General features: G+C 45.2%; 20 protein-coding genes. 2 read left to right on the top strand and 18 right to left on the bottom strand.

The annotated features are described in order from the left end of the window. Nucleotide 1 precedes the first annotated feature (1 nt). The 9 genes from EUBC25_RS13020 to EUBC25_RS12980 form a co-directional block, all read right to left on the bottom strand. The gene (locus EUBC25_RS13020) at nt 2-1,369 is read right to left on the bottom strand and encodes a sensor histidine kinase (protein ID WP_230105912.1); all 1,368 of its coding nucleotides are present in this window, start codon (nt 1,367-1,369) and stop codon (nt 2-4) included. Further along, on the bottom strand, nt 1,366-2,043 hold the full coding sequence (locus EUBC25_RS13015) for a response regulator transcription factor (RefSeq protein ID WP_230105911.1): 678 nt from the start codon (nt 2,041-2,043) through the stop codon (nt 1,366-1,368). Before EUBC25_RS13015 ends, EUBC25_RS13020 begins: the two co-directional genes overlap by 4 nt. Before the next feature lie 253 nt (nt 2,044-2,296). After that, complete coding sequence (locus tag EUBC25_RS13010; RefSeq protein WP_230105910.1) at nt 2,297-3,325, bottom strand: TRAP transporter substrate-binding protein; 1,029 nt, start codon at nt 3,323-3,325, stop codon at nt 2,297-2,299. Between the two features lie 13 nt (nt 3,326-3,338). Further along, nucleotides 3,339-4,628 (bottom strand): TRAP transporter large permease, encoded by a 1,290-nt coding sequence (locus tag EUBC25_RS13005; protein ID WP_230105909.1) that lies wholly within the window; start codon nt 4,626-4,628, stop codon nt 3,339-3,341. Then, entirely contained in the window at nt 4,629-5,129 is a 501-nt protein-coding gene (locus EUBC25_RS13000) for a TRAP transporter small permease (RefSeq protein ID WP_230105908.1), read from the bottom strand. A gap of 136 nt (nt 5,130-5,265) precedes the next feature. After that, entirely contained in the window at nt 5,266-6,543 is a 1,278-nt protein-coding gene (locus EUBC25_RS12995) for an MFS transporter (protein WP_230105907.1), read from the bottom strand. A gap of 16 nt (nt 6,544-6,559) precedes the next feature. Then, nucleotides 6,560-7,435, bottom strand: coding sequence for a shikimate dehydrogenase (aroE, locus tag EUBC25_RS12990; RefSeq protein WP_230105906.1), 876 nt, complete (start codon nt 7,433-7,435; stop codon nt 6,560-6,562). 42 nt (nt 7,436-7,477) lie between these two features. Next, entirely contained in the window at nt 7,478-9,403 is a 1,926-nt protein-coding gene (locus tag EUBC25_RS12985) for an oxidoreductase (protein ID WP_230105905.1), read from the bottom strand. 57 nt (nt 9,404-9,460) lie between these two features. Beyond that, nucleotides 9,461-10,300 carry a sugar phosphate isomerase/epimerase family protein gene (locus EUBC25_RS12980; RefSeq protein ID WP_230105904.1) on the bottom strand — a complete coding sequence of 280 codons (840 nt, stop codon included), beginning with the start codon at nt 10,298-10,300 and terminating at the stop codon, nt 9,461-9,463. A gap of 188 nt (nt 10,301-10,488) precedes the next feature. On the opposite strand from EUBC25_RS12980, the gene EUBC25_RS12975 reads away from it, so the two are divergent. Then, complete coding sequence (locus EUBC25_RS12975) at nt 10,489-11,388, top strand: LysR family transcriptional regulator (RefSeq protein ID WP_230105903.1); 900 nt, start codon at nt 10,489-10,491, stop codon at nt 11,386-11,388. 162 nt (nt 11,389-11,550) lie between these two features. Here the strand turns inward: EUBC25_RS12975 and EUBC25_RS12970 are convergent, their stop codons facing one another. The 4 genes from EUBC25_RS12970 to EUBC25_RS12955 are packed head-to-tail and all read right to left on the bottom strand — an operon-like array spanning nt 11,551 to nt 15,905. Beyond that, nucleotides 11,551-12,561: an NAD(P)H-dependent glycerol-3-phosphate dehydrogenase gene (locus tag EUBC25_RS12970; RefSeq protein ID WP_230105902.1), complete on the bottom strand. Its 1,011-nt coding sequence runs from the start codon at nt 12,559-12,561 to the stop codon at nt 11,551-11,553. A 46-nt stretch (nt 12,562-12,607) separates the two neighbouring features. Next, entirely contained in the window at nt 12,608-13,249 is a 642-nt protein-coding gene (gene plsY, locus EUBC25_RS12965; RefSeq protein WP_230105901.1) for a glycerol-3-phosphate 1-O-acyltransferase PlsY, read from the bottom strand. Between the two features lie 3 nt (nt 13,250-13,252). Further along, on the bottom strand, nt 13,253-14,581 hold the full coding sequence (der, locus tag EUBC25_RS12960) for a ribosome biogenesis GTPase Der (protein WP_230105900.1): 1,329 nt from the start codon (nt 14,579-14,581) through the stop codon (nt 13,253-13,255). A gap of 10 nt (nt 14,582-14,591) precedes the next feature. Then, nucleotides 14,592-15,905, bottom strand: a complete 1,314-nt coding sequence (locus EUBC25_RS12955) for a DUF512 domain-containing protein (RefSeq protein ID WP_230105899.1) — start codon at nt 15,903-15,905, stop codon at nt 14,592-14,594. Nucleotides 15,906-16,037: 132 nt separating this feature from the next. Here EUBC25_RS12955 and EUBC25_RS12950 point away from each other — a divergent pair, with 132 nt between their 5' ends. Further along, nucleotides 16,038-17,228: a ribose-phosphate pyrophosphokinase gene (locus EUBC25_RS12950; protein ID WP_230105898.1), complete on the top strand. Its 1,191-nt coding sequence runs from the start codon at nt 16,038-16,040 to the stop codon at nt 17,226-17,228. Between the two features lie 80 nt (nt 17,229-17,308). On the opposite strand, the gene EUBC25_RS12945 is transcribed toward EUBC25_RS12950, so the two are convergent. From EUBC25_RS12945 to ilvB, 5 genes are all read right to left on the bottom strand, one after another. Next, on the bottom strand, nt 17,309-18,778 hold the full coding sequence (locus EUBC25_RS12945; RefSeq protein WP_230105897.1) for a polysaccharide deacetylase family protein: 1,470 nt from the start codon (nt 18,776-18,778) through the stop codon (nt 17,309-17,311). Nucleotides 18,779-18,982: 204 nt separating this feature from the next. After that, nucleotides 18,983-19,363: a DUF5655 domain-containing protein gene (locus EUBC25_RS12940; RefSeq protein WP_230105896.1), complete on the bottom strand. Its 381-nt coding sequence runs from the start codon at nt 19,361-19,363 to the stop codon at nt 18,983-18,985. Nucleotides 19,364-19,511: 148 nt separating this feature from the next. Beyond that, nucleotides 19,512-20,675, bottom strand: a complete 1,164-nt coding sequence (locus EUBC25_RS12935) for a phosphoglycerate dehydrogenase (RefSeq protein ID WP_230105895.1) — start codon at nt 20,673-20,675, stop codon at nt 19,512-19,514. 2 nt (nt 20,676-20,677) lie between these two features. Then, on the bottom strand, nt 20,678-21,760 hold the full coding sequence (gene serC / locus EUBC25_RS12930; protein WP_230105894.1) for a 3-phosphoserine/phosphohydroxythreonine transaminase: 1,083 nt from the start codon (nt 21,758-21,760) through the stop codon (nt 20,678-20,680). Nucleotides 21,761-21,790: 30 nt separating this feature from the next. Beyond that, nucleotides 21,791-23,458 (bottom strand): biosynthetic-type acetolactate synthase large subunit, encoded by a 1,668-nt coding sequence (gene ilvB / locus EUBC25_RS12925; RefSeq protein WP_230105893.1) that lies wholly within the window; start codon nt 23,456-23,458, stop codon nt 21,791-21,793. Nucleotides 23,459-23,460 lie beyond the last annotated feature (2 nt).

The raw sequence follows: 23,460 nt of genomic DNA, 5'->3' as shown, positions 1-23,460 counted from the left end.
TTTAATTTTCTTTTGAAGGCAGTGGAATCCTGCAGATAAACCGGCTTCCTTCTCCCAAAACACTTTCTGCCTCTATATCTCCTCCATGTTCTTTCGCGATCCATTTTACCATGGAAAGACCCAGGCCGGAATGACTGCCGTCGCTTCTTGCACTGTCTGCACGGAAAAATCGGTCCCATATGTGGGGAAGATCCTCTTTTGAAATCCCGATTCCATCATCCTTTACCTGAAGAACAGCTGCTCCTTCCTTTTGCTGCAGGGAAACTTCCGTATGACCGCCTCTTTTACCATAGGAAATGGAATTGGAAATTAAATTCACGAGAAGTCGTATATACAGGCTCTCATCCACGGCTGCGTATATCCCTTCCTCTATTGTTTCCGTAATCATAATTTCTTTTTCCCTGGCCAGGATGGTTTGTTCTTCTACTATCATCTCTGTCAACTCACTGATGTCCAGAAGTTCCTTTTGTATCACCTGTCTGCCCTGATCCGCCCTGGAAAGGAGCAAAAGCTGTGAGATCATGGATGATATTTCTTCCGCCTTTTTCTTTATCACCTCTGTCTGTCTCCTTTGCTCTTCAGAAAGAGCCGGATCCTGCAGGATTTCCTCACACTGCATCAGTATTACAGTCACCGGAGTGCGAAGTTCATGGGATACATCAGAGGTAAACTGTCTTTCTCTGTGAAAGGATTCCTCCAAATCTTCCAGCATATTGTCAAAAGTTGCTGCAAGATAATAGATCTCATCTTTTCCTTCCGGAAGACCTACCCGCATGGAAAGACTTCGTTCCCTTTGGATCTTCTGCACTGTCTCTGTCATCTTTTTTACCGGAAGAAACGCCCGGCGGATAAAGCGATAGCAGATAATGATCGTAATGGCTGCCAGCAGAGGAAGCAGGATCAGGGCAAAGCGCAGAGTGACCCGCATCGAATTTTCCGCCCGTGTAACGGAAGTAATTCCCCTGACGTAAACTTCTCCATATCCGTCCGCCCGGAAAGAAAGGTCAAACACATACCAGCTTTCATTTCTTCCTTTGATCGTCTGCAGCCCATCCGGCATAAAATCTGCCTGTGCGTCAAATCCTGCCGGAATCATTCCATAGAGAAATTCTCCGTCCTGTCCGTCATAGACAGACAGATAAACTCCTTCTTCCAGCGTATAAAAATCCGAATCTATTTTAAGATTCCCCTCACTTCCTTCGATATCCTCCAGACTTTCCTCTACCTGCTCCCTAAGTTTTGACTGAACGGAAGAAAGGATTTCCTGGTTACTCAAAGAAAACAGGATTGCCAGAGCCGCACAGGTCAAAAGGATCATAAAAGCTGCATAGAGCAGAGTAAGTTTTGTTTTTGCCGACCACCTTTTCATACATCATCCCTCAACACATATCCTGCTCCGCGTACTGTATGGATCAGTTTTTTCTCACTGCCCTCATCAATCTTACGCCGCAGATAGCGGATATAGACATCAATGACATTGGAACCGCCTGTAAAATCATAATTCCAGATATGCTGTTCCAGCTTGTCCCTTGACAGTACAATTCCCTGATTCTGCATCATATATCTTAAAAGGGTATATTCCCTGGCCGAAAGCGTAATCTCTCTTCCTCCTCTTGTCACTTTATGGGTATCCGTACACAAAACCAGATCTCCGACCATCAGGCAGTTTCCTTCTGCCTGCACCGAAGGCTTCCTGAGCATAACCCGGATCCTTGCCAGCAGCTCTTCCACAGCAAAGGGTTTCACAAGATAATCATTGGCACCGGCATCCAGTCCGGCTACTCTGTCCTCAATACTGTCCTTTGCCGTCAGCAGAAGAACCGGAAGTGTCTTATCTTTTGCACGGATTTTTTTCAGAACAGAAAGACCGTCCAGCACCGGCATCATTATATCCAGTACAACCGCATCATATTCTGCTCCGCTCAAGTAGTCCAAAGCCTCCTGCCCGTCAAAACAGGAATCCACACTGTAATACTCTTCCTGAAGTCTCCTTTTCAACATCTGGTTCAGATTTTTTTCGTCTTCCGCAATGAGTATGCGCATTCTATTCCTCCATTCTTCTTTCCTGTTTGTGCCTGTTTTGTTACTATTCACAGCCACCCCGCCTGTATGCGCACTCGTCGCGCTTACGCGCTTCAGTTCCGCCCCTTACGGGGCTAAGACTGCTTATATAGGTGGGGTGACTGCTTCACAGGTCTGAAACGGCTGTGAATACTAACTCTGTTTTCTATAAATTACCGCAGGAAAAAGGATCCGTCAAGCGGATCCTTTTTATCGGTACTTTTGTCCGGCCGTTCTATTCATCCGTTCCCATATAGAGATCGAATAGTTCCTCTCCCGCCTGTTTCCGGATGTTTTCATATACCGGCTGGCAGGCCTGTCTCATTTCCTGCCATGTCGTCTCATCGACAGATATGATTTCCATTCCTTCTTCCTCCAGCTGCTTCTGCCTTTCTCCCTGTCTTGTATCGGCAGATTCTCTGGCCTCTTCCTGGGCATTTTGGGCCGCCTGGCGGATGATCTCCTGCTGTTCCTCCTCTAATGTCTGGAAAAATTCGTCGCTGGAGATCAAAGTAATATAATCCGGGACTACATTCGTCTGGATCAGATATTTCTGCTGCTCATAAAGTTTTGCGCTTACAATCAGCTCATAGGCATTCTCCTGTGCGTCGATCGTCCCCTGCTGAAGCCCGATATACACTTCACTGAAAGTCATCGGAGTCGGATTGGCTCCCATTGCTTTCCAGAACTGGAGATGATAAGTATTTTCCATGGTACGGATCTTCTGCCCTTTAAAACTTTCCATCCCTTCAAATGGTTCACTGCTGGTCATCACCCGGAAGCATTGATCCGCCATACCGAGGAGCTGATATCCTGCATTCTCATAAATTTCCTGAACAATTTCCTGAAAACGGGGATCATCAATGGTATCCCTCGCCTCCTCTATATCCTCAAACGCACAGGGAGTGTCGAAGACGCACAGTTCCGGCATAAAGCTGACCTGTGGCGCCGGAGACTGCACTACAAAAGGAATATCGCCGTCCTTACAGCTCTCCATCAGTTCCCGGTCTCCTCCAAGGGTACTTTGCGGATATACCTGGATTTCCATCTGTCCGTCACTTAAACGTTCCACTTCTTCAGCAAATGATTCAGCAAACACATGAGTAATGGTATCTTCCGTACTGCAGGTGGCAAGAGGCCACGCATAGCGCTGTTCTTTTCCGTCTGCAGCCTGCTTGTCTGTGGAAGCCATGCCGAATGCCGCTGTCCCGGCGCTTGCCGCCAGGAGAACTCCCACAATTGCTCCGCTCCATATTTTCTTCATCTTTCTTCTCCTCCTATAACAACGCAAGACTTAACTGCGGAATAAATGTGATCAGCAAAAGGGCGATCAGGAAATATCCGATCATGGGAAGCGCCCGTTTTGCAATCTGAACCACCGGTATATCTGTCAGCGAGCTTGCCACAAACAGATTCACCCCAATAGGCGGCGTTACAAATCCAATGGCAAGATTTACCACCATCATTACTCCAAAGTGGATCGGATCCACTCCCACTCCTGTCATGATAGGCAGAAGGATCGGCGTCAGGATCAGAATAGCCGGTGTAGTATCCATGATCATTCCCACCAGAAGGAGGAAAAGATTTACGACAATAAGGATCAGTATTTTATTAGAAAAATTCTCCAGTATCCAGCCACTGATCGTCTGAGGCACCTGCATTAAAGTAAGAACCCTGGAAAAAGCAATGGAGGCTGCAAGAATAAAAAGAATCGGCGCATATGTCCTCACTCCCTCAGCAAACACTGCGTACAAATCTCGGAAAGAAAGGGATTTATACAGAAACAGGCTGACAATCAGAGAATAAAATACAGAAATCACCGCTGCCTCTGTGGGAGATGCAACCCCGGAATAAATACAGCCCAGTATGATCACCGGAGAAAGTACTGCAAAGAAGCTGCTTTTAAACACTTTCCAAAGTCCCTGTGACCGCAGATGATCGATTTCCCCGTTGATCCTTTCTTTATCTTCCCCGTTCTTTTTACAGTAATAAACAGCATACACCATCAGCATAATCCCGATAAGTATGCCCGGAATGATCCCGGCAATAAAAATATCACTGACCGACACACCGGATGCCATTCCATACATAATAAAGGGAATGCTGGGAGGAATGATGACACCCAGGCTTCCCGCTACAGCAACCAGGGCTGTACAAAATCTTTTATCATATCCTAAATTTACCAGCAGAGGAATGGTCATACTCCCTACTGCTGCAACTGTAGCAATCCCGGAACCGGAAATTGCCCCGTAAAACAGGCAGGTTACAACGACTGCGCAAGGCAGGCCTGCTGTCTTTTTGCCGATAAAGTAGGCAAAAAGATCAAAAAGCCGCTTGGAAATACCTCCTCTTGCCATGATGATACCGGACAGGATAAACATAGGAACCGCAAGAAGCGGAAAACTGTCCAGTCCTCCAAACATAGAGCGGATCACATAAGTGGCGCTTGCCGTAAATGACGGGTCAAATGCCCCTGGCAGTACGGACACGATTCCCAGTGAAACCGAAATGGGAATCGCGATCAGCAGACACACAAAAAACAAAATCAATACCACTGCAGATGACATTTAATCCTCCTCCTTTTCTTCTCTTTCCCCCAGAATAATCTGGAGCCGATACAGCCATTTCTGTATCAGGCGGATGACACACAGTACAAAACTGATTACTGTAAATGACTGGATGACATACATGGGGATTTCACAGGCGGGACTTAACTGTCCGCTCTCTATTCCCGACATGACATATTTCCATGCAAAGGGGATCAGATAAGAGAAAAATACAAGCTGTATGCTGTAACTGATCAGGCGGAAAATATGTACGCCTCTTCCCGGCAGCATATTCACTAACTGATCGATCTTCACTGACAGACTCTTCTTAATACAGTAGCTGGCACTTAAAAATCCGGAGCATATAAACAGAAATCTTGTTATTTCCTCTGACCAGGAAAGGGACGATGCAAATACATATCTTGCAGTAATCTGTATCCCCATAACAACGACCATAATCCCCAGCATAATGAGAAGCAGGGCTTCTTCCAGATAATCATCCAGCCATTTTAAAAGTTTCATTTGGGCTACCTCCCTCGCCGTTTTATTCCTTTTTCTTTTCTAATTCATATATTTTATCTATACTTTTTTCTAAAAAAAGGATGTGGATACTGCACACATTTACAGTATTCACACCCTTCTTTTTTCGTCCAACGCTTTATTTGCTAAGGGCACTCTTACCGAAAATCTTCTTATACTGTACAGCCAGATAAGCCATCATAAGAATTGCGATCACTGCTGCCGCAAGAAGCAGTCCCATCATTGTATATACGGCTGACGCCTCCCCGATGGATTTTGTCATTGCGGACACGATATATGGAAGGAAGCAGCTTGCAAGTCCCATCCATGTATAGTAGATACCTGTATTCCTTCCTTTTGGTCCCGGGCACATTTCCTGGCGGACTCCCAGCCCTGTCTGAAGGGCGCCGCCTGCTGCGAAGAATCCCAGAAGGGCAATTGCCACATAGATTACCGCCACATTGCTTACAAGGAGCACAATGCCAAGTGCAACTGCTGTGAATACAGAGTCGATCAGTACAACCTTAAGAGGATTCCACTGAAGCTTACCCATCATGACCGCCCAGAATATAACAGCAATGACAGAACCAGCTGTATATATGGATGTCATGCCTGCTGCCTGTGCTTCTGTCAGACCGCAGTTGCTCATACCAAATGCCTTTGTATACTGCTGTGCGCCATACATAATAAACATACACAGGAAACCATAGAACATGGTAATAAAGTTTACAAGTCCGTTTGGCTTCACAAGCATTTTTGCCTTTGCTGCTTCAATTTCCGCCTGCGCTGCATTTTCTGTCTTTCCATCTGCCGTCTTAACTGTTTCTTTCATCTGATCGTCATAGGCAAACGGCGCAATCACTGCAAGCACTACTGCAATGATCGACATGACAAGCGGAATCCAGATATTGATCTGCCAGTTTCCTGCTGCAGAAAACTGAACTGCCAGAAGCGGGTAAATGATACCGGACAAAGATACGAAAAATTTAATTCCGATAAGAGCAGATCCGGCATATCTTTGCTGAACGGATTCCTGCGCTGCCGGATAGAGGGATGCATCCCAGAATCCTGAAGTTGCCACACCTGCCAGGAAAGCGCTCACACATGCCACCATGAAGTTAGAAGTGAACAAAAGTCCTGCAAAACAGATGATATAGAGGATTCCACCTGCGATTGCCATTTTCTTCCGCCCGATCCGGTCGGAAAATTCTCCTCCAAGCCACACGGTCAGCATTTTTCCAAAGCCTGTTGCCGTAATTGCCAAAGACACGGCTGCCGCGCCTTCTACAGCGTCTGTGTATCCCCACTGGGTATAAAAGTTCACCTGGTTCTGTGACAATATGATCGCCTGAATACCATGAGTGAAGTATGCCATGTACACCATTGCCAGTGATAAAATATACTTTTTCGCTTTCATGACCTTTCTCCTCTTCCTATTTTGCCTGTTCTGCCTGGAATTTCTGATACTCTTCCAACGGCATCTTCTTTCCTACGAACAATTCATAATTGACAGCTCCCTGCTGAAGCAGCATTCCCTTTCCGCCGATGGCCTTACAGCCTGCCTCCTCCGCTTCAAGGATCATTTTTGTTTTTTCCGGATTATAAACCGTATCAGCTACTACAAGATCCTTGCGGTACCAGGACTTGTCGATCAGTGTCACATCGTCATGAGGCTTCATACCCATTGTTGTAGCATTGATTACGATATCGCAGTTTGCAACTGTTTCTTTCAGTTTTTCCTGATCTTCCAGGTCCTCTACTGTCACAACACATTCCGGACATTTCTCTGCCAGTTTTGCTTTTGTTCCTTCTGCTCTTTCAAAAAACTCATCTTTCACATTGAAAATATGTACTTCTTTTGCACCGTCCAAAGCAAGCTGCACCTGGATCGCTGTTGCGGCTCCGCCCGCTCCCAGTACAATTGTCTTTTTGCCTTTTACGTCCACTCCATTGACTTCCAGATTCTTTACAAATCCCACGCCGTCTGTAATATGTCCGGTGATAACGCCGTCGTCATTGACAAAGGTGTTGCAGGCTCCGATGATCTCTGCAGCCGGGGACAGTTTGTCCACCAGCTTGGCAGCGATATTTTTGCAGGGCATCGTAAAGTTTCCGCCCCTCATTTTCAAAAGCCTTATTGTCTCAAATACTTTCGGCATCTGTTCCACATTTACATCAAACGCCAGATATGCATAGTCCAGGCCATCGTGCTGAAAACTGAAATTATACATTGCCGGTGATCCCGAATGTCCTACCGGGCTCCCGAATAACGCCATTAAACCTGTATGTCCTGAAATTCTTTTTTCCATTTTTCCTTCCTCCCGACTTGTTCTATTTGATACAGACTTTTCTTAAATCTGCATTGCCGCCGCATAGGCTTCTTTTGTAGCATCCAATGCTCTTCTTGCTCTTGTTGCGTCTCCGACTACATATACTTCCTGACCAAGTTCTTCTAACTGTTCTGCAAACGGATTGTAATTCTTAAATCCCATGGAAAGGACGACAGAATCAAATCCTCTCACTTCATGTCTGCTTCCGTCCGGAGACTCATACTCTACACCGTCGTCAAAGAATTTGCATACTTTCGCACCTGTAATTTCTTTGATTCCGTAATTCTTAAAGTCTTCCATCAGAAATACTCTGTGTTCATGGATCACGTCCGCACCTACTGTATCGCGGTATTCGATAACGGTCACATCATGCTGCTGCTCTCCCAAAAAGGCTGCTGTCTCACATCCTACCATACCGCCGCCTACAACAAGGACTTTTTTGCCGGCCGCCCTCTTACCGTCCAGAAGATCAGAACCGTGAATAATAGCAGGATTTTCAATGCCCTCGATAGGGAGGATCAGTGTTCTTGATCCGGTAGATACGATCACTGCATCCGGTTTTTCTGCTTTTACCATCTCAAGGTCAACCGTTGTATTCATATGAATTTTCACGCCTGCTTTTTCGCATCTTACGATATAACTGCGGATCATATTTGTAATATCGCCTTTTCCCGGCGGATAAGCTGCAAGCCGCATATTTCCGCCCAGTTTATCTGTTCTTTCATAAAGAGAAACATCATGCCCTCTTTCTGCTGCGACAAAAGCTGCACACATACCGGCGACACCGCCTCCGATCACCATAACTTTTTTGGATTTTTCTGCTTTCGGATATCCCTGCGCCTCATGTCCCAGGAATGGATTCACCAGACAGCAGATCGGCTCGCCTTTATACATATTTGCAACACAGCCCTGCAGACAGGCGATGCACGGAACCAGATCTTCCAGATTGTCATGCATTGCTTTTTCCGGCATATGAGGATCTGCAAGGGACTGACGGCCAAATGCCACAAGGTCAGCGCGTCCTTCCCGAAGAAGAAGCTCTGCATAATAAGGCTCTGTATAACGTCCTACTGTAATGACCGGAATAGAAACTGCCCGTTTGATCTCCGTAACAAGATCTGCGGAAAATCCGGCATGTACGGCAGTTGGCGCCCACATATATTCATCTTTGATATGTACAGCACGGGATACGTGGAGGCCTTCTACGCCGCAGTCTTCCAGATAAGCGGCAATAGCAGCGCTGTCATGTACATCATCTCCGCCTTCCACCTCATCGGAACTGTTAATACGGGCAAGGATCGCAACCTTTCCTCCCACTCTTCTTTTGACCTCTTCCACAATGAGGCGCGGAAAACGCATTCTGTTCTCAAAGTTTCCGCCAAACTCATCTACACGTTTATTTGTCCGCGGGGAAATAAAAGAATTTACCAGGTAACCGTGAGCCATATGAATCTCTACAGCGTCTGCTCCTGCTTTCATGGCACGCTCCGCTGCATCTCCATAACCTTTTACCAGTTCATAGACCTTTTCTGTCGATACTTCTACCGGCGTGTCTTTCCCATATACAGAAGGAATGGCGGAAGCTGCTTCAATTGGAGCTCCTGCGTTCTTTGCATTTCCTTCGGGCCCTGCATTCTGCAGCTGAATGGAAACCTTAGCTCCCTGGGCATGACAGGCATCGGTAATCTTTTTCAGACTCTCAATGCTGCTGTCATCGTAAAGACAGGGCTTTTTCGGTCCTCCCTTTGCACCGTGATGGACAACAGTTGCCTCAATTGTGATCAATCCGAACTGTCCTTTTGCCCGCTCCGCATAATAAGCAACGGACTGATCGCTCCATGTTCCATCCGGATTTGCAAAGTTATTTCCCATAGGAGGGACAACAAAACGGTTTTTTACTGTCATAGGTCCGATCTGAATCGGGGAAAACATTGTCTTAAATCTCATCTTTATTTCCTCACTTTTTCTATTTGTTTTTCTCAATTTAAAGTTTTACAGGGCTTCTTAGTCTTCCACCATTTCCGGCCATGCCTCTTTCAATACTTTTTCAGTATTATCGTATGTATAGGCAGCAGCTTCTTTCAGGCCTCTTCCAAGGATTTCATCGGAAATAACTTCCACTCCGATCACCTTCGGATCAATTCCTGCCTCTTTGATCATTTTTACAAATCCTGCTGTGTCCTTAGCACCTGTTCCCGGAGCAAGACGGTCATGCATGGATTCATCCCTTAAAATCGAAGCAGCGTATGGTCTTTCGTATGCATCATTGATCTGGATGGAGATTACCCTTTCAGCCTGCTCTTTTGTCAGAATATCGTACGGCTGGTCTGCTCTTACCCAATGCCATGTATCCAGAATAATGTAGGCATTTTCGGCTCCGGAAGCTTTTACAACTGCCCATGCCTTTTCCAGATTCGGGATACCGCTGTACGGCATCGGCTCTACACCGATAATTCTTTTTCCTGCTCTGTGGCAAAGTTCTTTCAGTTTCTGTGCGGTATGCTCTACAGAATAGTTCTCCATCAGACCACAGTTAATATGGTTTACTCCAAACAGGTCGCACATATGGAAGCACATCTGCTCTTTATATTTCTGCTCATAGGAACGGTTGTCCTCTGCCCACTGTACGATGTATTCTACTTCTGTCACTTTCATTCCGTGTTTGTCAAGGATTGCCAGAATATCCTCATCATAAAGTCCTTCGTTCAGTGCATCCACATATGTCTCTGCACGCAGGCCGATCCCCTCATATCCTGCCTCTTTTGCTGCAATAACACGATCCTCAAATTTGCACTGATCTCCCAGGGTCCATGAGCTGACTGTGATTGGATTTTTCTTTGACATAGTTTCTTCTCCTTCCATTGTTAAAATTGAACATTTTCCTTCTTTTTTTCTGTTCAATCTTGTGATATTTGCTATGGTTTAATTATATGCTATTGTTAAATAAAAAACAAATTCGTAATATAATGCAAATTCATAGAATTTGTTTATAGTTTATGCTAAAATAAAAAATCAACAAAGGAGGGTCGCCAATGAATCTATACCATTTACGCTATTTTGTAACACTGGCCCATCTGGAGCATTATACAAAAGCTGCTGAACTCCTCTCCATTACACAGCCAAGCCTAAGCCATGCCATCTCTTCTCTGGAAAAGGAACTGGGGGTCCGTCTCTTTGAAAAGGAAGGCAGAAATGTCGTTCTTACCAAATGCGGGCGTGCTTTTCTGGAAGATGTAGAGCAGTCCCTGGCGCTTTTGGACTCCAGCGTCAACAAACTGCAGCTGACCGGCAGCGGAGAAGGTCAGATCGATGTGGCGGTGCTGAGGGTATTAAGCACAGACCTCGTTCCCCGGCTCGTACGCGGATATCTGGATCAGCATCCCGGTCAGAATATTGATTTCCGTTTTCACAATTCCACCGGTCTTACCCCGGACATGATCGAAGGTCTGAAGACCCGGAAATATGATATTGCCTTTTGTTCCAAAATGGGAAATGAGCCTTCCATCGAGTTTATCCCGGTGGCAAAGCAGGATCTGGTACTGATCGTGCCGAACCATCATCCTCTAAGTACCAGAAATGAAATTGATCTTGCAGACACACTGCCTTATCCTCATGTTGGGTTTTCAAAAAGAAGCGGCATAAGGCCTACCATCGATAAACTTTTCCTTGAATGCGGCGGAATGCCGCAGATGGCATATGAAGTGGAAGAAGATCAGGCCGTGGCCGGACTGGTTGCCGCCGGATTCGGCATTGCAGTTGTGCCGCACATGCCTATTCTGGCTTATATGCCTGTACAGATCATCCGGATTGCCCGCCCTACCTGGGAGCGCATTTTCTATATGTGCACACTGAAGGATGTGTATCAGGCGCCGGTCATCAATGAGTTTAAAGGGTATGTACGACAAAAGGCCAAAATATTGCTAAAAACTTAACAGGGGACGTAACAAAGTTTAAAAGTGTTACGTGTCAAATTAACATTCCATAGAAAAATCAGCGTATCGCTACGTGATACGCTGATTTTTCTTACTTTTTATGCATGTTTCTGTACACTTTTTTCTTTCTTCGTTAAACTTTTTGCATTCGTGATGTCAACATCAATCCCAGGATTTTGCAGTATGCTCTGCTTTTCCTTTCCGCATCATCAGGTCATATACTGCCTCTTTTGCATTTTTCCCTTCAAAGAGGATTGCATTGACCTGCTCAATAATGGGCATGTCCACTTCGTATTTTTTGCCGAGAGCTACAGCTGCTTTGGTAGAATACACTCCTTCTACCACCATTTTCACCTCGTCCATTGCTTCCTGCATAGTCTTGCCCTGTCCGATCAGATAACCGGCTTTACGATTACGGCTGTGAACACTGGCGCATGTTACAATAAGATCACCGATTCCGGTCAGTCCCATAAAACTTTCTTTTGTGCCGCCCATCTTCACGCCCAGCTTTGCAATTTCATGGATTCCTCTTGTAATAAGAGCTGCCTTTGTATTATCTCCATAACCAAGGCCGTCAGCCATGCCTGCCGCCAGCGCAATGACATTTTTCAGGGATCCTCCAAGCTCAATTCCCAGGATATCCGGGCTTGTATACACGCGGAACACCTCATTCATAAACATCTTCTGCAGGTATTCCGCGGTAGCCTTTGTCTTGGCGCCAACCACAACACTTGTAGGAAGCTGTCTTCCCACTTCCTCTGCATGACTTGGACCGGACAGCACTGCCACATCCGCCTGCGGGATCTCCTCCTCAATCTGGTCGGACAGTGTCATAAGGGTGGCCTCTTCAATTCCCTTTGCCACATTGACGAGCATCTGCCCCTCTGCCACATAAGGAGCCATTGTTCTTGCAGTGCTTCTCGTAAATGGAGAGGGAACTGCCAGAACCACAAAATCTTTTCCGACTACAGTTTCTTCTACATTTGTGGTAAACTTCATATCCTCCGGAAGCCTTACGCCCGGAAGCTTGCTTTTGTGCTCCCGCTCTTTTGAAAGCATTTCCACCTCGTCTGCATTGATGGACCACACAGTCACATCATGCCCGTTTTTGTGAAGAAGAAGTGAGAGAGCTGTTCCCCAGCTTCCCGCTCCCATAATCCCTACTTTTGCCATATTATTCCTCCTCTCTATGCATATCCGCAAATTATCCTGCGGAAATTTACCTTCCACCGAAGCTTAATTTATTCTCAGTACCTTCTCTGAGCCTTTGTATGTTGGATCTGTGTTTAAAAAATGCTGAAATCACAACCAGTGCGGCAAGAATGTAGATCTCATACAGATAACTGCCTTGCACACCGAATCCCCCCATCTGTCCATATACAACAACACAGAGGAAATATGTGATCACCACTGCCAGAGAACCTACTGATACATATTTTGTCACTGCAACCATACCTACAAATACAGCAAGACAGATCAGCATGATCCAGATATTCCAGCTGGTAATAATGATCCCTGCAGTAACGGCAATTCCCTTTCCTCCCTTAAACTTCATATAAAAAGGATAGTTATGCCCAAGCACTGCTCCGATCCCTGCGTACATGGACAGCACAGGGAGAATATCACCGTGGCTTCCGCCGTAGATCAGCCGTACCACCAGCACCGCAAATACGCACTTAAGGCAGTCTCCCAGCAGGGTAATAAGCCCCGCCTTTTTTCCCATTGTCCTTAATGCATTGGTGGTCCCGGCATTCCCGCTTCCTTTTGTGCGGATATCAATATGTTTTGTTTTTCCGTACAAATATCCGGTCTGGAACAGTCCAAACACATATCCGATCAACAAACAAATGATTCGTTCCATTTCCTACTGCTCCTTTTCCTTTCGCTGACGAATGAAAAATCTTAAAGAAGTTCCTTTAAACCCAAAGGCCTCCCGTATTTTATTTTCCAAATATCGTGTATATGAAAAATGCATCAGCTCTTTATCATTCACAAAAATTACGAAAGTCGGCGGCTTCACCGATACCTGGGTAATATAGTAAAGCTTCAGCCGTTTTCCTTTGTCTGACGGCGGCTGCTGCATAGCAACTGCCTCCATCATGATCTCATTGAGCACTCCTGTAGCCACGCGGAGTGTCTGGTTCTGAATGACCATATCAATCTTTTCAAACAATTTCGGCAGCCTCTGCCCGGTCAGTGCAGATACATACATAATCTCCGCATAGGGCATAAAGGAAAGAATCTGACGCACACGGCTTTCATATTCTCTCATCGTCTTGTCGTTCTTTTCAATGGCATCCCACTTGTTGACCACAATGATGATCCCTTTTCCTCTTTCGTGAGCAATTCCCGCGATTTTGGCATCCTGCTCCGTCACACCCTCTGCAGCGTCAATGACAACAAGAACCACATCCGCTCTCTCCACAGCAGTTACCGTACGGATGATACTGTAACGCTCCAGTTCTTCTTTAATCTTGTTCTTTCTCCGGAGCCCTGCAGTATCAATAAACACATATTCTTTGCCGTCGTGAACCACCTCTGTATCAATGGCGTCTCTGGTAGTTCCCGCTATATCCGACACGATCACTCTCTGCTCGCCCAGCAGGCGGTTGATGATCGAGGATTTCCCTACATTTGGCTTCCCTACAATGGCTACTCTCGGACGCTCGTCCTCCTCTTCCTCTGCAGAATGTTCCGGAAAATGAGCGATCACCGCATCCAGCATATCTCCAAGTCCCAGCTTGGAGGAAGCGGATATAGGCATGGGATCTCCGATTCCAAGATTATAAAATTCATAGACATCTACTGCAAATTTATCAAAATTATCTACTTTATTTACCACTAACACAACTGGCTTCCCGGAACGCCGGAGCATGTCTGCAACCTTTGCATCCGCGTCGATCAGCCCCTGCCGTACATCGGTCAGGAAAATAATAACGTCTGCCGTATCAATGGCAATCTGCGCCTGCTCCCTCATCTGCGAAAGGATAATATCTTTACTCTCCGGTTCAATTCCACCGGTATCGATCAGTGTAAATTCTCTGTCAAGCCAGGACACTTCTGCATAAATACGATCCCGCGTTACACCTGGCGTATCTTTTACAATGGAGATCATCTCTCCTGCAAGTACATTAAAAAGGGTGGATTTTCCAACGTTTGGCCTTCCTACAATGGCCACCACCGGTTTACTCATGGTCTTCCTCCTATCTTTCTTTCAAAACGGCCTCAATAAAATTCTGCCCGCTTGATTTTACAATATCTATGTCAGATTGTAAAGCTTCTTTCAAATCCTCCAAAGTCATGTCATCCAAAAATACCTCTTCTCCGCTCCGAAACATACTGCATGGAAGAAGAAGAACATTTCCCAGCTCTTTTCCCTTAAGCTGTGCTGCAAGATCCGTCCCTGTGATCAAGCCGGCCACGGTAATCTTCTCCCCGAAAAAGTCGTTTCTGATCTCATAGACATGGATCTTTGTCCCGGAATACTTCCCTTCGATCCGATCCGCCATAGCTCTGATAAAGGGAAATGCAAGCTTTCCGGTGGCAATAGACACTTCTCTTGGCTTCTCATCGCCCGGAAGCTCCGCAAACGCCTCCTGAAATTCATTTTCAAGAAGTCTTAACATGCCCACTCCATTTTCCAGCTGCAGGTATCCGTCGTATCTTTCCTCTTCCGGAAGTTCCTGCCCTGCCAGCAGATACCATTCATCTCCTGCATGGATAAAGTGGATCCCCCACTTCTCATATAACTTTTTCTGCCAGCGGTGTATCACTTCCAGTACCTTGATGGCGTCCTCTTTGCCAAAAGGCTCTAATGGATACAGCCCGTCCCGGAATTTTGTAAGTCCCACCGGAACAACTGACACGCTCTGAAGATAGGGAAGATACTCTGACAGATCACGGATACTTCTCTCCAGCTCTTCTCCGTCGTTGACGCCCTTACACAGAACAATCTGTCCGTTCATACAGATCTGACCTTCATACAGACGCTTTACCTTCTCAAGGGCCTCTCCCGCGAAACGGTTGTGCAGCATTTCGCAGCGAAGAACCGGATTTGTCGTATGAAAGGAAATATTAATCGGTTCCAAATGGTACCGGATGATCCGGTCAATGTCATGATCGCTCATATTGGTAAGCGTAATATAATTTCCCTGCAGGAAAGAAAGGCGCGAGTCGTCATCCTTGAAATAGAGAGTGTCTCTCATGCCTTCCGGCATTTGATCAATAAAACAGAAAATGCACTTGTTGCGACAGGAACGATACTCATCCATCAGACCTTTTCCAAAATCAATCCCCAAATCCTCTTCATATTCTTTTTCTATTTCAAGTTCCCACTCTTCGCCATTTCTTTTTTCGATCAGAAGCGTCAGCTCCTCATCGTTAACAAAAAAATGGTAATCAAATACGTCTTCAATTTCCTGACTATTGATAGACAGTAGAAAATCTCCCGGTTCGACACCAAGCTCTTCTGCAATACTGCCCGGCTTTACGTCTTTTATTTCATGCTTATGGCTCATAGAATAAACTCCTATTATTAAATTATCAGCGAAATAAGTATAACATATTCTTCCCGATTTAGTTGACCTTTTTATAGGAAAAATGATATAAATAATAAAGAAAAGAAAAAATATAATACACAGGAGGCACTTATGCCAAATTTAGAACTCTTGGAACAGGCTCTGCCTGTCGCCCCTTTAAAGATTGCCGCTCTGGAAAGCTGCAGAGAAATGGGGCAAAAAGTAAATGATTACATCGTACAGTTTCGTCGGGAAACACTGAAGGAAGACTTAAATTCTCCTTTGTTTTCCAACTATCAGACGGACAACTATCTTATAGAATGTCATTGCCCCCGCTTCGGAAGCGGAGAGGCAAAGGGGCTTCTCAAGGAATCTGTCCGCGGAAAAGATCTCTTCATTATGGTCGATGTCTGCAATTACAGCCTGACCTACAGTGTAAATGGACATCTCAACCACATGTCCCCGGACGATCATTACCAGGATTTGAAGCGTATTATCTCTGCTGCCAATGGAAAATCACACCGCATCAATGTCATGATGCCTTTCCTCTATGAGAGCCGGCAGCATAAACGTACAAAACGTGAGTCCCTGGACTGCGCACTTGCCCTGGAAGAACTGGTAGATATGGGCGTTTCCAATATCCTCACCTTTGACGCCCACGATCCTCGGGTGCAAAATGCGATCCCTCTTCTGGGATTTGACAACTTCAATCCTCCATATCAGTTCATGAAGGCACTGCTTCGTGCCGAACCGGATCTGCAGGTAGACAAAGAACATCTGATGATCGTAAGCCCCGATGAAGGAGCAATGCACCGGGCAGTCTATTTCTCCAATGTCCTTGGAGTAGATATGGGAATGTTCTACAAACGCCGTGATTACTCTACTATTGTAAATGGAAAGAATCCAATCGTAGCCCATGAATTTCTCGGATCTGATGTAAAAGGCAAAAATCTGATCATTGTGGATGATATGATCTCTTCCGGAGAAAGTATGCTGGATGTGGCAAAACAGCTGAAAGACCGCGGAGCCGGACGAGTATTTGTCTGCACTACCTTTGGTCTTTTCACAAATGGCCTGTCTGCCTTTGATGAATACTATGAAAAAGGCTATATCGACCGCGTGATCACTACAAACCTGACGTATCTGCCGCCTGCAGCTCTGGACAAGCCATATTTTGTAACAGCCGATATGAGCAAATTTATTGCTCTTATCATTGAATCCCTGAATCATGATATTTCCATTGGCTCTGTTCTGGATCCCACACAGAAAATCCATGTTCTTCTTGAAAAGCATCGGGCTGCTCTTGCCGCTGGAATAAAATAACGATATGAAATAGGAAAGACTTCCATGATCTGCCGTAAATCGTTGGAAGTCTTTCTTGTTTTTATCATATAAAATATGTTCTATTTATTAAAATCTGTATAGACGCCTCCGCTTTCCATATGTATCCCTCTTGCCTCTGCCATTTCCGATACAGTTACCAGCTGATAGCCTGCATCCACTAGTTTAGGGATCAAAGTAAGCGCTGCATCTACACTGGAACCATGTATATCATGAAGGAGAACAATGTCACCGTCATCTGCAGTCTGAAGCACATTATTGACCACTGCATTCGCATCCTTCGTTTTCCAGTCCAGCGTGTCAATATTCCACAGGATCATAGGCATTCCCACATTTTTCTTCAGCGCATCATTGATCGCCCCATAAGGCGGACGCATCACTGTCGCTGTCTGCCCGCATGCTTTCTCGATCAGATTATTCGTATCACCGATCTGTGCGCGCATATCTGCATCGCTTAATTTAGGCAGTTCCGGGTGATTATAGGAATGATTGCCCAGCTCGCAGCCTGCCTCTACCATTTTGGAAATGACATCTTCATGGCCGGGAATATTGATGCCCTGCATAAAAAACGTGGCGTGGGCATTATATTTTTCCAAAGCAGCAATCAACTCTGCCGTCCGATCTCCCGGTCCATCATCAAATGTAAGAGCCATCATGGGCTGCTCAGGGTCAATCTTACTTTTTTTAGACTCCAGCGCCCCCTCTTCATCAAAGACACATACAGATGAGCCGATCCTTTGCTTTCCTGTTGCCATCTCACCTTCCTGGTTGAAATAGTAGGTCTTCTCATCCAGTTCCATCCACCCTAGTGCTGCTTTTCCATCTGAAAGAAGATAAGCTTTGCTCTCACCTTTCTTCTTCCACTGATCTTTCTGCATGATACCTTTTTCATCAAAGAAATAGTAACTTGCTCCGATCTGCTTCCATCCGCTGACTTTCCGGCCATCTTCTCCAAAATAGTAAGTTCTTTCCTTTACTGTAACAAAATCATTTTCCACATAAGTACCATCCCAGCGCCGGAACTTCTCTTTGTCCCATTCGCCTACTTTATTCAGAACAGTGAGATCTCCGTCCGTCAGCTTTATGGTCACCTTCCCTTTCCACTTCTTAGCAAGCTGCTGCTCTATCTCTTTGGAAAGCTGTAACTGGATCGGAAATTTTCCTTCCTTTGTCCCGTCTGCTTTGCAGGCAATCTCATAGCCTTTCCCCTGCTTCAGATCCTGCATCAGATCCCAGACTGTATATCCACTTTTTTTGTCCAGTTTCTTTTTATGCATCTTTTTTTCTTTCGCCTCACTGGACACTTTTGTCTGAAACGCCGGCATCTCTTCGCCCTGCTTTATTGAAACTGACTTCGCTTCTACTGTGATCAATATATTTCTACTCTTTAGAGCTGCTACCGTAGTCTGAAAAGCAATGATAAGCAGGATAAGCAAAATAAATGCCCCAATTACTCGTTTGACCGTCTTCTCCCGTTTCAACCTCTGTTTTCTGTCCCGCACAGAATGAGAGGATTCTCTTTGCTTTATCATATGTACCTCATTTCACCGGATTTTTTCCGCTTCTGTCATCATTTTTCAGATATCTGCCTTATAATTATATTACTTTGATATCTGATACCTTATTTAGAATAACATTGCCCTTCTTATGCTTCAACAAAATATCAGGATTGTAATATTAATTATCTTTCATGTAACATTTGTTTAATATATATTTCGACATATATCTTCCAAAAATTATCTTTTACCGTCTGAAAAAAGGCTTGCTTCTTCAATCCATCCCATAAGCTCTTTATCAATCTGTGAAAGCTCTGAAATCAGGACATGGTGCGTCCATCTGCCTGGGTATGGCTCTGTCGCAATATCAATACGAGGAGATTCTTTTTTATATCCCAGCCCGAAAGTAACTACAATATAATACGGAGGACATTCTTTCTTTTTCCGCACCTTCGCAAAAGAAACGCATGCAAACATATGCCTGTTGTAGAAAGAAATCTGCGTTTTCTGCACTTTGATCTTTACATCCGGAATCCTCGACATAATGCATGTTTCGAACTTCTCATATAACGGCAATGCATCCATCTGCCGATCAAAAAACTGTAAAACGGTATCCTGCATATTCTTTTCCCCCTGTATCTGCATAGCCGGATATCAGACCGCGCATTTTTTATATATAACAGTATAGCATACAAAGTATTTTCTGCAAAAAAAGACCGGATCCATCTTCAGCCCTGCTCCTGCTGCTTTTGTCTCCGGCCTTTTCTCTTTAATTTACGATCCTTACTCTTAGCACCCCATCAATCTGTCTTAGGTCTTCCGCTACCCGTTCCGGGATTTCCGAATCAATATCGATCATCGTATATGCATATCCGCCCTTACTTTTATTAGCCATATCGGCAATATTCATATTATCATCCGCCAAAATCCTGGTGAACTGACCGATCATATTCGGCTTATTGTAATGGAGAAGAACAATTCTTTTATTCTCGCCCGGCATTCCCATATCACAGTCCGGGTAATTGACAGAATTGCGGATATTACCATATTCCAGATAATCCATGATCTGACGGACTGCCATTTTAGCACAATTATCTTCAGATTCCTCAGTGGATGCTCCAAGATGTGGAATAACGATAGCACCTTTTACTCCGGCAATAACAGGAGTCGGGAAGTCTGTCACATAATGACGTACCTGACCGCTTTCCAGGGCATCGATCATATCCTCCTCATTTACCAGGACATCTCTGGCAAAATTCAGGACAATTACTCCCTTCTTCATGAGTCCGAGTGCATTTTTATCGATCATGCCTTTTGTACTGTCCATTGCCGGCACATGGATCGTAATATAATCACAGTTTTTATATAATTCATCTACGGTTTTTGCGTGGTGGATATTCCTGGAAAGTCTCCATGCAGAATCCACGGAAACATAAGGATCAAACCCGTACACATCCATTCCAAGATGAGTTGCCGCATTTGCCACAAGCACTCCAATTGCGCCAAGCCCTATCACGCCAAGTTTTTTCCCTTCCAGCTCACATCCTGCAAAGGCTTTTTTCGCTTTTTCTGCGTCTTTGGCAATATTACCATCCTCTTCATTTTCCTGCACCCAGTTGATTCCTCCAATGATGTCTCTGGATGCCAGAAGCATTCCGGCAATCACCAGCTCTTTCACACCATTTGCATTTGCGCCGGGTGTATTAAATACAACAATCCCCCTCTCCGCACATTTGTCCAGAGGAATATTGTTTACTCCGGCGCCCGCCCTTGCAATCGCCTTCAACTTTGGACTAAACTCCATGTCATGCATGGCAGCGCTCCTTACAAGGATCGCATCTGCCTTCCCCGGGTCACTGACTGGTACATATTGTTCCGTCATACCTTCCATCCCAGCCTCAGAAATTTGGTTTAAGCAATAATAATGATACATGTCTACAGATTCTCCTTCTCAAATTTCTTCATAAAATCTACCAGTGCCTGAACTCCCTCATATGGCATTGCATTGTAAATGCTGGCTCTCATACCGCCCACACTCCGGTGTCCTTTTAAATTTTCCAGTCCTGCCTCTTTTGCCTCTTTCACAAATTTGGCATCCAGTTCTTCATTACCTGTCACAAACGGTACGTTCATAAGAGAGCGGTCCTTCTTTTCGACTGTCCCCTTAAAAAGACAGCTCTCATCCAGATAATCGTAGAGAAGCTTGGCTTTCTTCTCATTTTTCTTCTTTATTTCTTCCAGACCACCCTGCTTTTTCAGCCACTTGAACACTTTGCCGCAGATATAGATCCCGTAAGCCGGCGGAGTATTGTAAAGAGAACCGGCGTCTGCATGTGTCTTATACTGCATCATGGTCGGCGTACCCGGAAGGACATCTTCTGTGATCAGATCCTCTCTGATAATGACGATCACTACTCCGGCAGGGCCGATATTTTTCTGTACACCGCCATAAATCAAACCGTACTTTGTTACATCCACCGGTTCAGATAAAAAGCAGGAGGATACATCCGCCACAAGCGGTTTCCCTTTCGTGTCGGGAAGCTCACGAAATTTTGTCCCGTAAATAGTATTATTTTCACATATGTATACATAATCGGCATCCGGCGACACGGAAAGATCGGAACAGTCCGGTATATAGGAAAATGTTTTATCCTCAGATGAGGCAATCTTATTAACCCGGCCGTATTTCTGCGCTTCCTGATAAGCCTTTTTTGCCCACTGTCCGGTTACGATATAATCTGCCACTTTGTTTTTCATCAGGTTCATAGGAATCATGGCAAACTGCAAAGATGCCCCTCCCTGCAGGAAAAGGACTTTATAGTTTTCCGGAATATGCATCAGCTCCCGTATATCTGTTTCCGCTTCATTTAAAATAGAGGCAAAAGCCTGTGAACGATGACTCATTTCCATCACAGACATTCCGGTTCCTCTGTAATCTGTCATTTCCTCCGCCGCCTCTTTCAGAACTTCTTCCGGCAGCATGGCCGGTCCTGCTGAAAAATTATAGACTCTGCTCATAAGCTTCTCCCTCCATTTTCTTTTCTATTTCTACATATCCGCTTCGTCAAAGGCTTCCCGAATCGGCGCTCCCGGCGCCACCATCGGCCATACTTTCTCGTCTTTATCAATCTGACAGTCAATGACAATAGGTTTTCCGAGAGTCAGCGCTCTTGCAAAGGCCTCCTGAAATTCTTCCCGTGTAGTTACCCGGACGCCTTCTGCTCCCATCGCTTCTGCCAGCTTTACAAAATCCACTGCATCATTAAGAACAGTCTGGGAATATCTTTTTCCATAGAACAAATCCTGCCACTGACGTACCATTCCCAGCACATGATTGTTGATCACTACTTGAATCACCGGAATATTGCTTCTTACCGCTGTGGCAATTTCATTCATGTTCATACGGAAACATCCATCCCCGGCAATATTGACTACTGTCTTATCCGGCATTCCGGTCTTTGCCCCAAGCGCGGCGCCAAGCCCGTATCCCATAGTTCCGAGTCCGCCGGAAGTGAGCAAAGTACGCGGTTTTGTGTACTTATAATACTGTGCCGCCCACATCTGATGCTGACCAACCTCTGTTACAATGATCGCTTCTCCTTTTGTCTGACGGTAGATTTCTTCCACTACAAAAGGACCAGTCAACCCTTCACTTGGATAAACGAGAGGATATTTTTCCTTGTAAGCCATAATCTTTTCTTTCCACTCGCTGTGATCCTGCTGTTCCAAAAGCTCATTAATCCTTTTAAGAGTCACCTTCAGATCACCGATCACTCCTTCTGTGATAAGCACATTTTTGTTCATCTCAGCTGCATCTACATCAAACTGAAGGATTTTGGCATGTTTTGCAAACTCCTTCACATTTCCGGTAACACGGTCGCTGAAACGAGCGCCGGCTACGATCAGAAGGTCACATTCATCCACACCGTAATCTGCTGTTTTTGTTCCATGCATTCCTATCATCCCGGTATAAAGTTCATCTGTTCCGGGAAATGCTCCTTTTCCCATAAGAGAGTCTGTCACAGGAGCATCTACTTTCTTTATAAACTCATACAATTCCTTATGAGCACCAGACAAAATCGCGCCGCCGCCTACAAAGACGTAGGGTTTTTTGGACTGACGGATCATTTCCAAAGCTGTTTGGATATCTTCCTCGCACACTTCTTCAGAGGGCATTACCGGCTCGATCACTGCCGGCTCATATTCTGTCACTGTGCTGGTAATATCTTTCGGAATATCGATAAGAACCGGCCCCGGACGCCCCTTTTTTGCGATTACGAAGGCTTTGCGGATGGTATCTGCCAGTTTTGTTACATCCTTCACAATATAGTTATGCTTTGTAATAGGCATGGTAATACCTGCAATATCAATTTCCTGGAAACTGTCTTTTCCAAGTAAGGATACTCCTACATTACAGGTAATTGCAACGATTGGAATAGAGTCCATATATGCTGTCGCAATTCCTGTCACAAGATTCGTTGCGCCCGGCCCGCTGGTGGCAAAGCATACCCCTACTCGCCCTGTTGCTCTGGCATAGCCGTCCGCCGCATGGGCTGCTCCCTGTTCATGGGATGTAAGAATGTGTCTGATTTCATTACTATGCTTATACAGCTCATCATATACATTCAGGATTGCTCCCCCCGGATAGCCGAATACTGTATCAACACCCTGTTCTTTTAAACATTCAATAACAATTTCTGCACCTGTCAACTGCATTT

Origin of the sequence: Claveliimonas bilis, from assembly GCF_020892095.1 — a bacterium.
GTDB classification, from domain to species: domain Bacteria; phylum Bacillota; class Clostridia; order Lachnospirales; family Lachnospiraceae; genus Claveliimonas; species Claveliimonas bilis.
The sequence above is the reverse complement of the archived record's forward strand: the minus strand, read 5'-3'. Positions and strand labels throughout refer to the sequence as shown.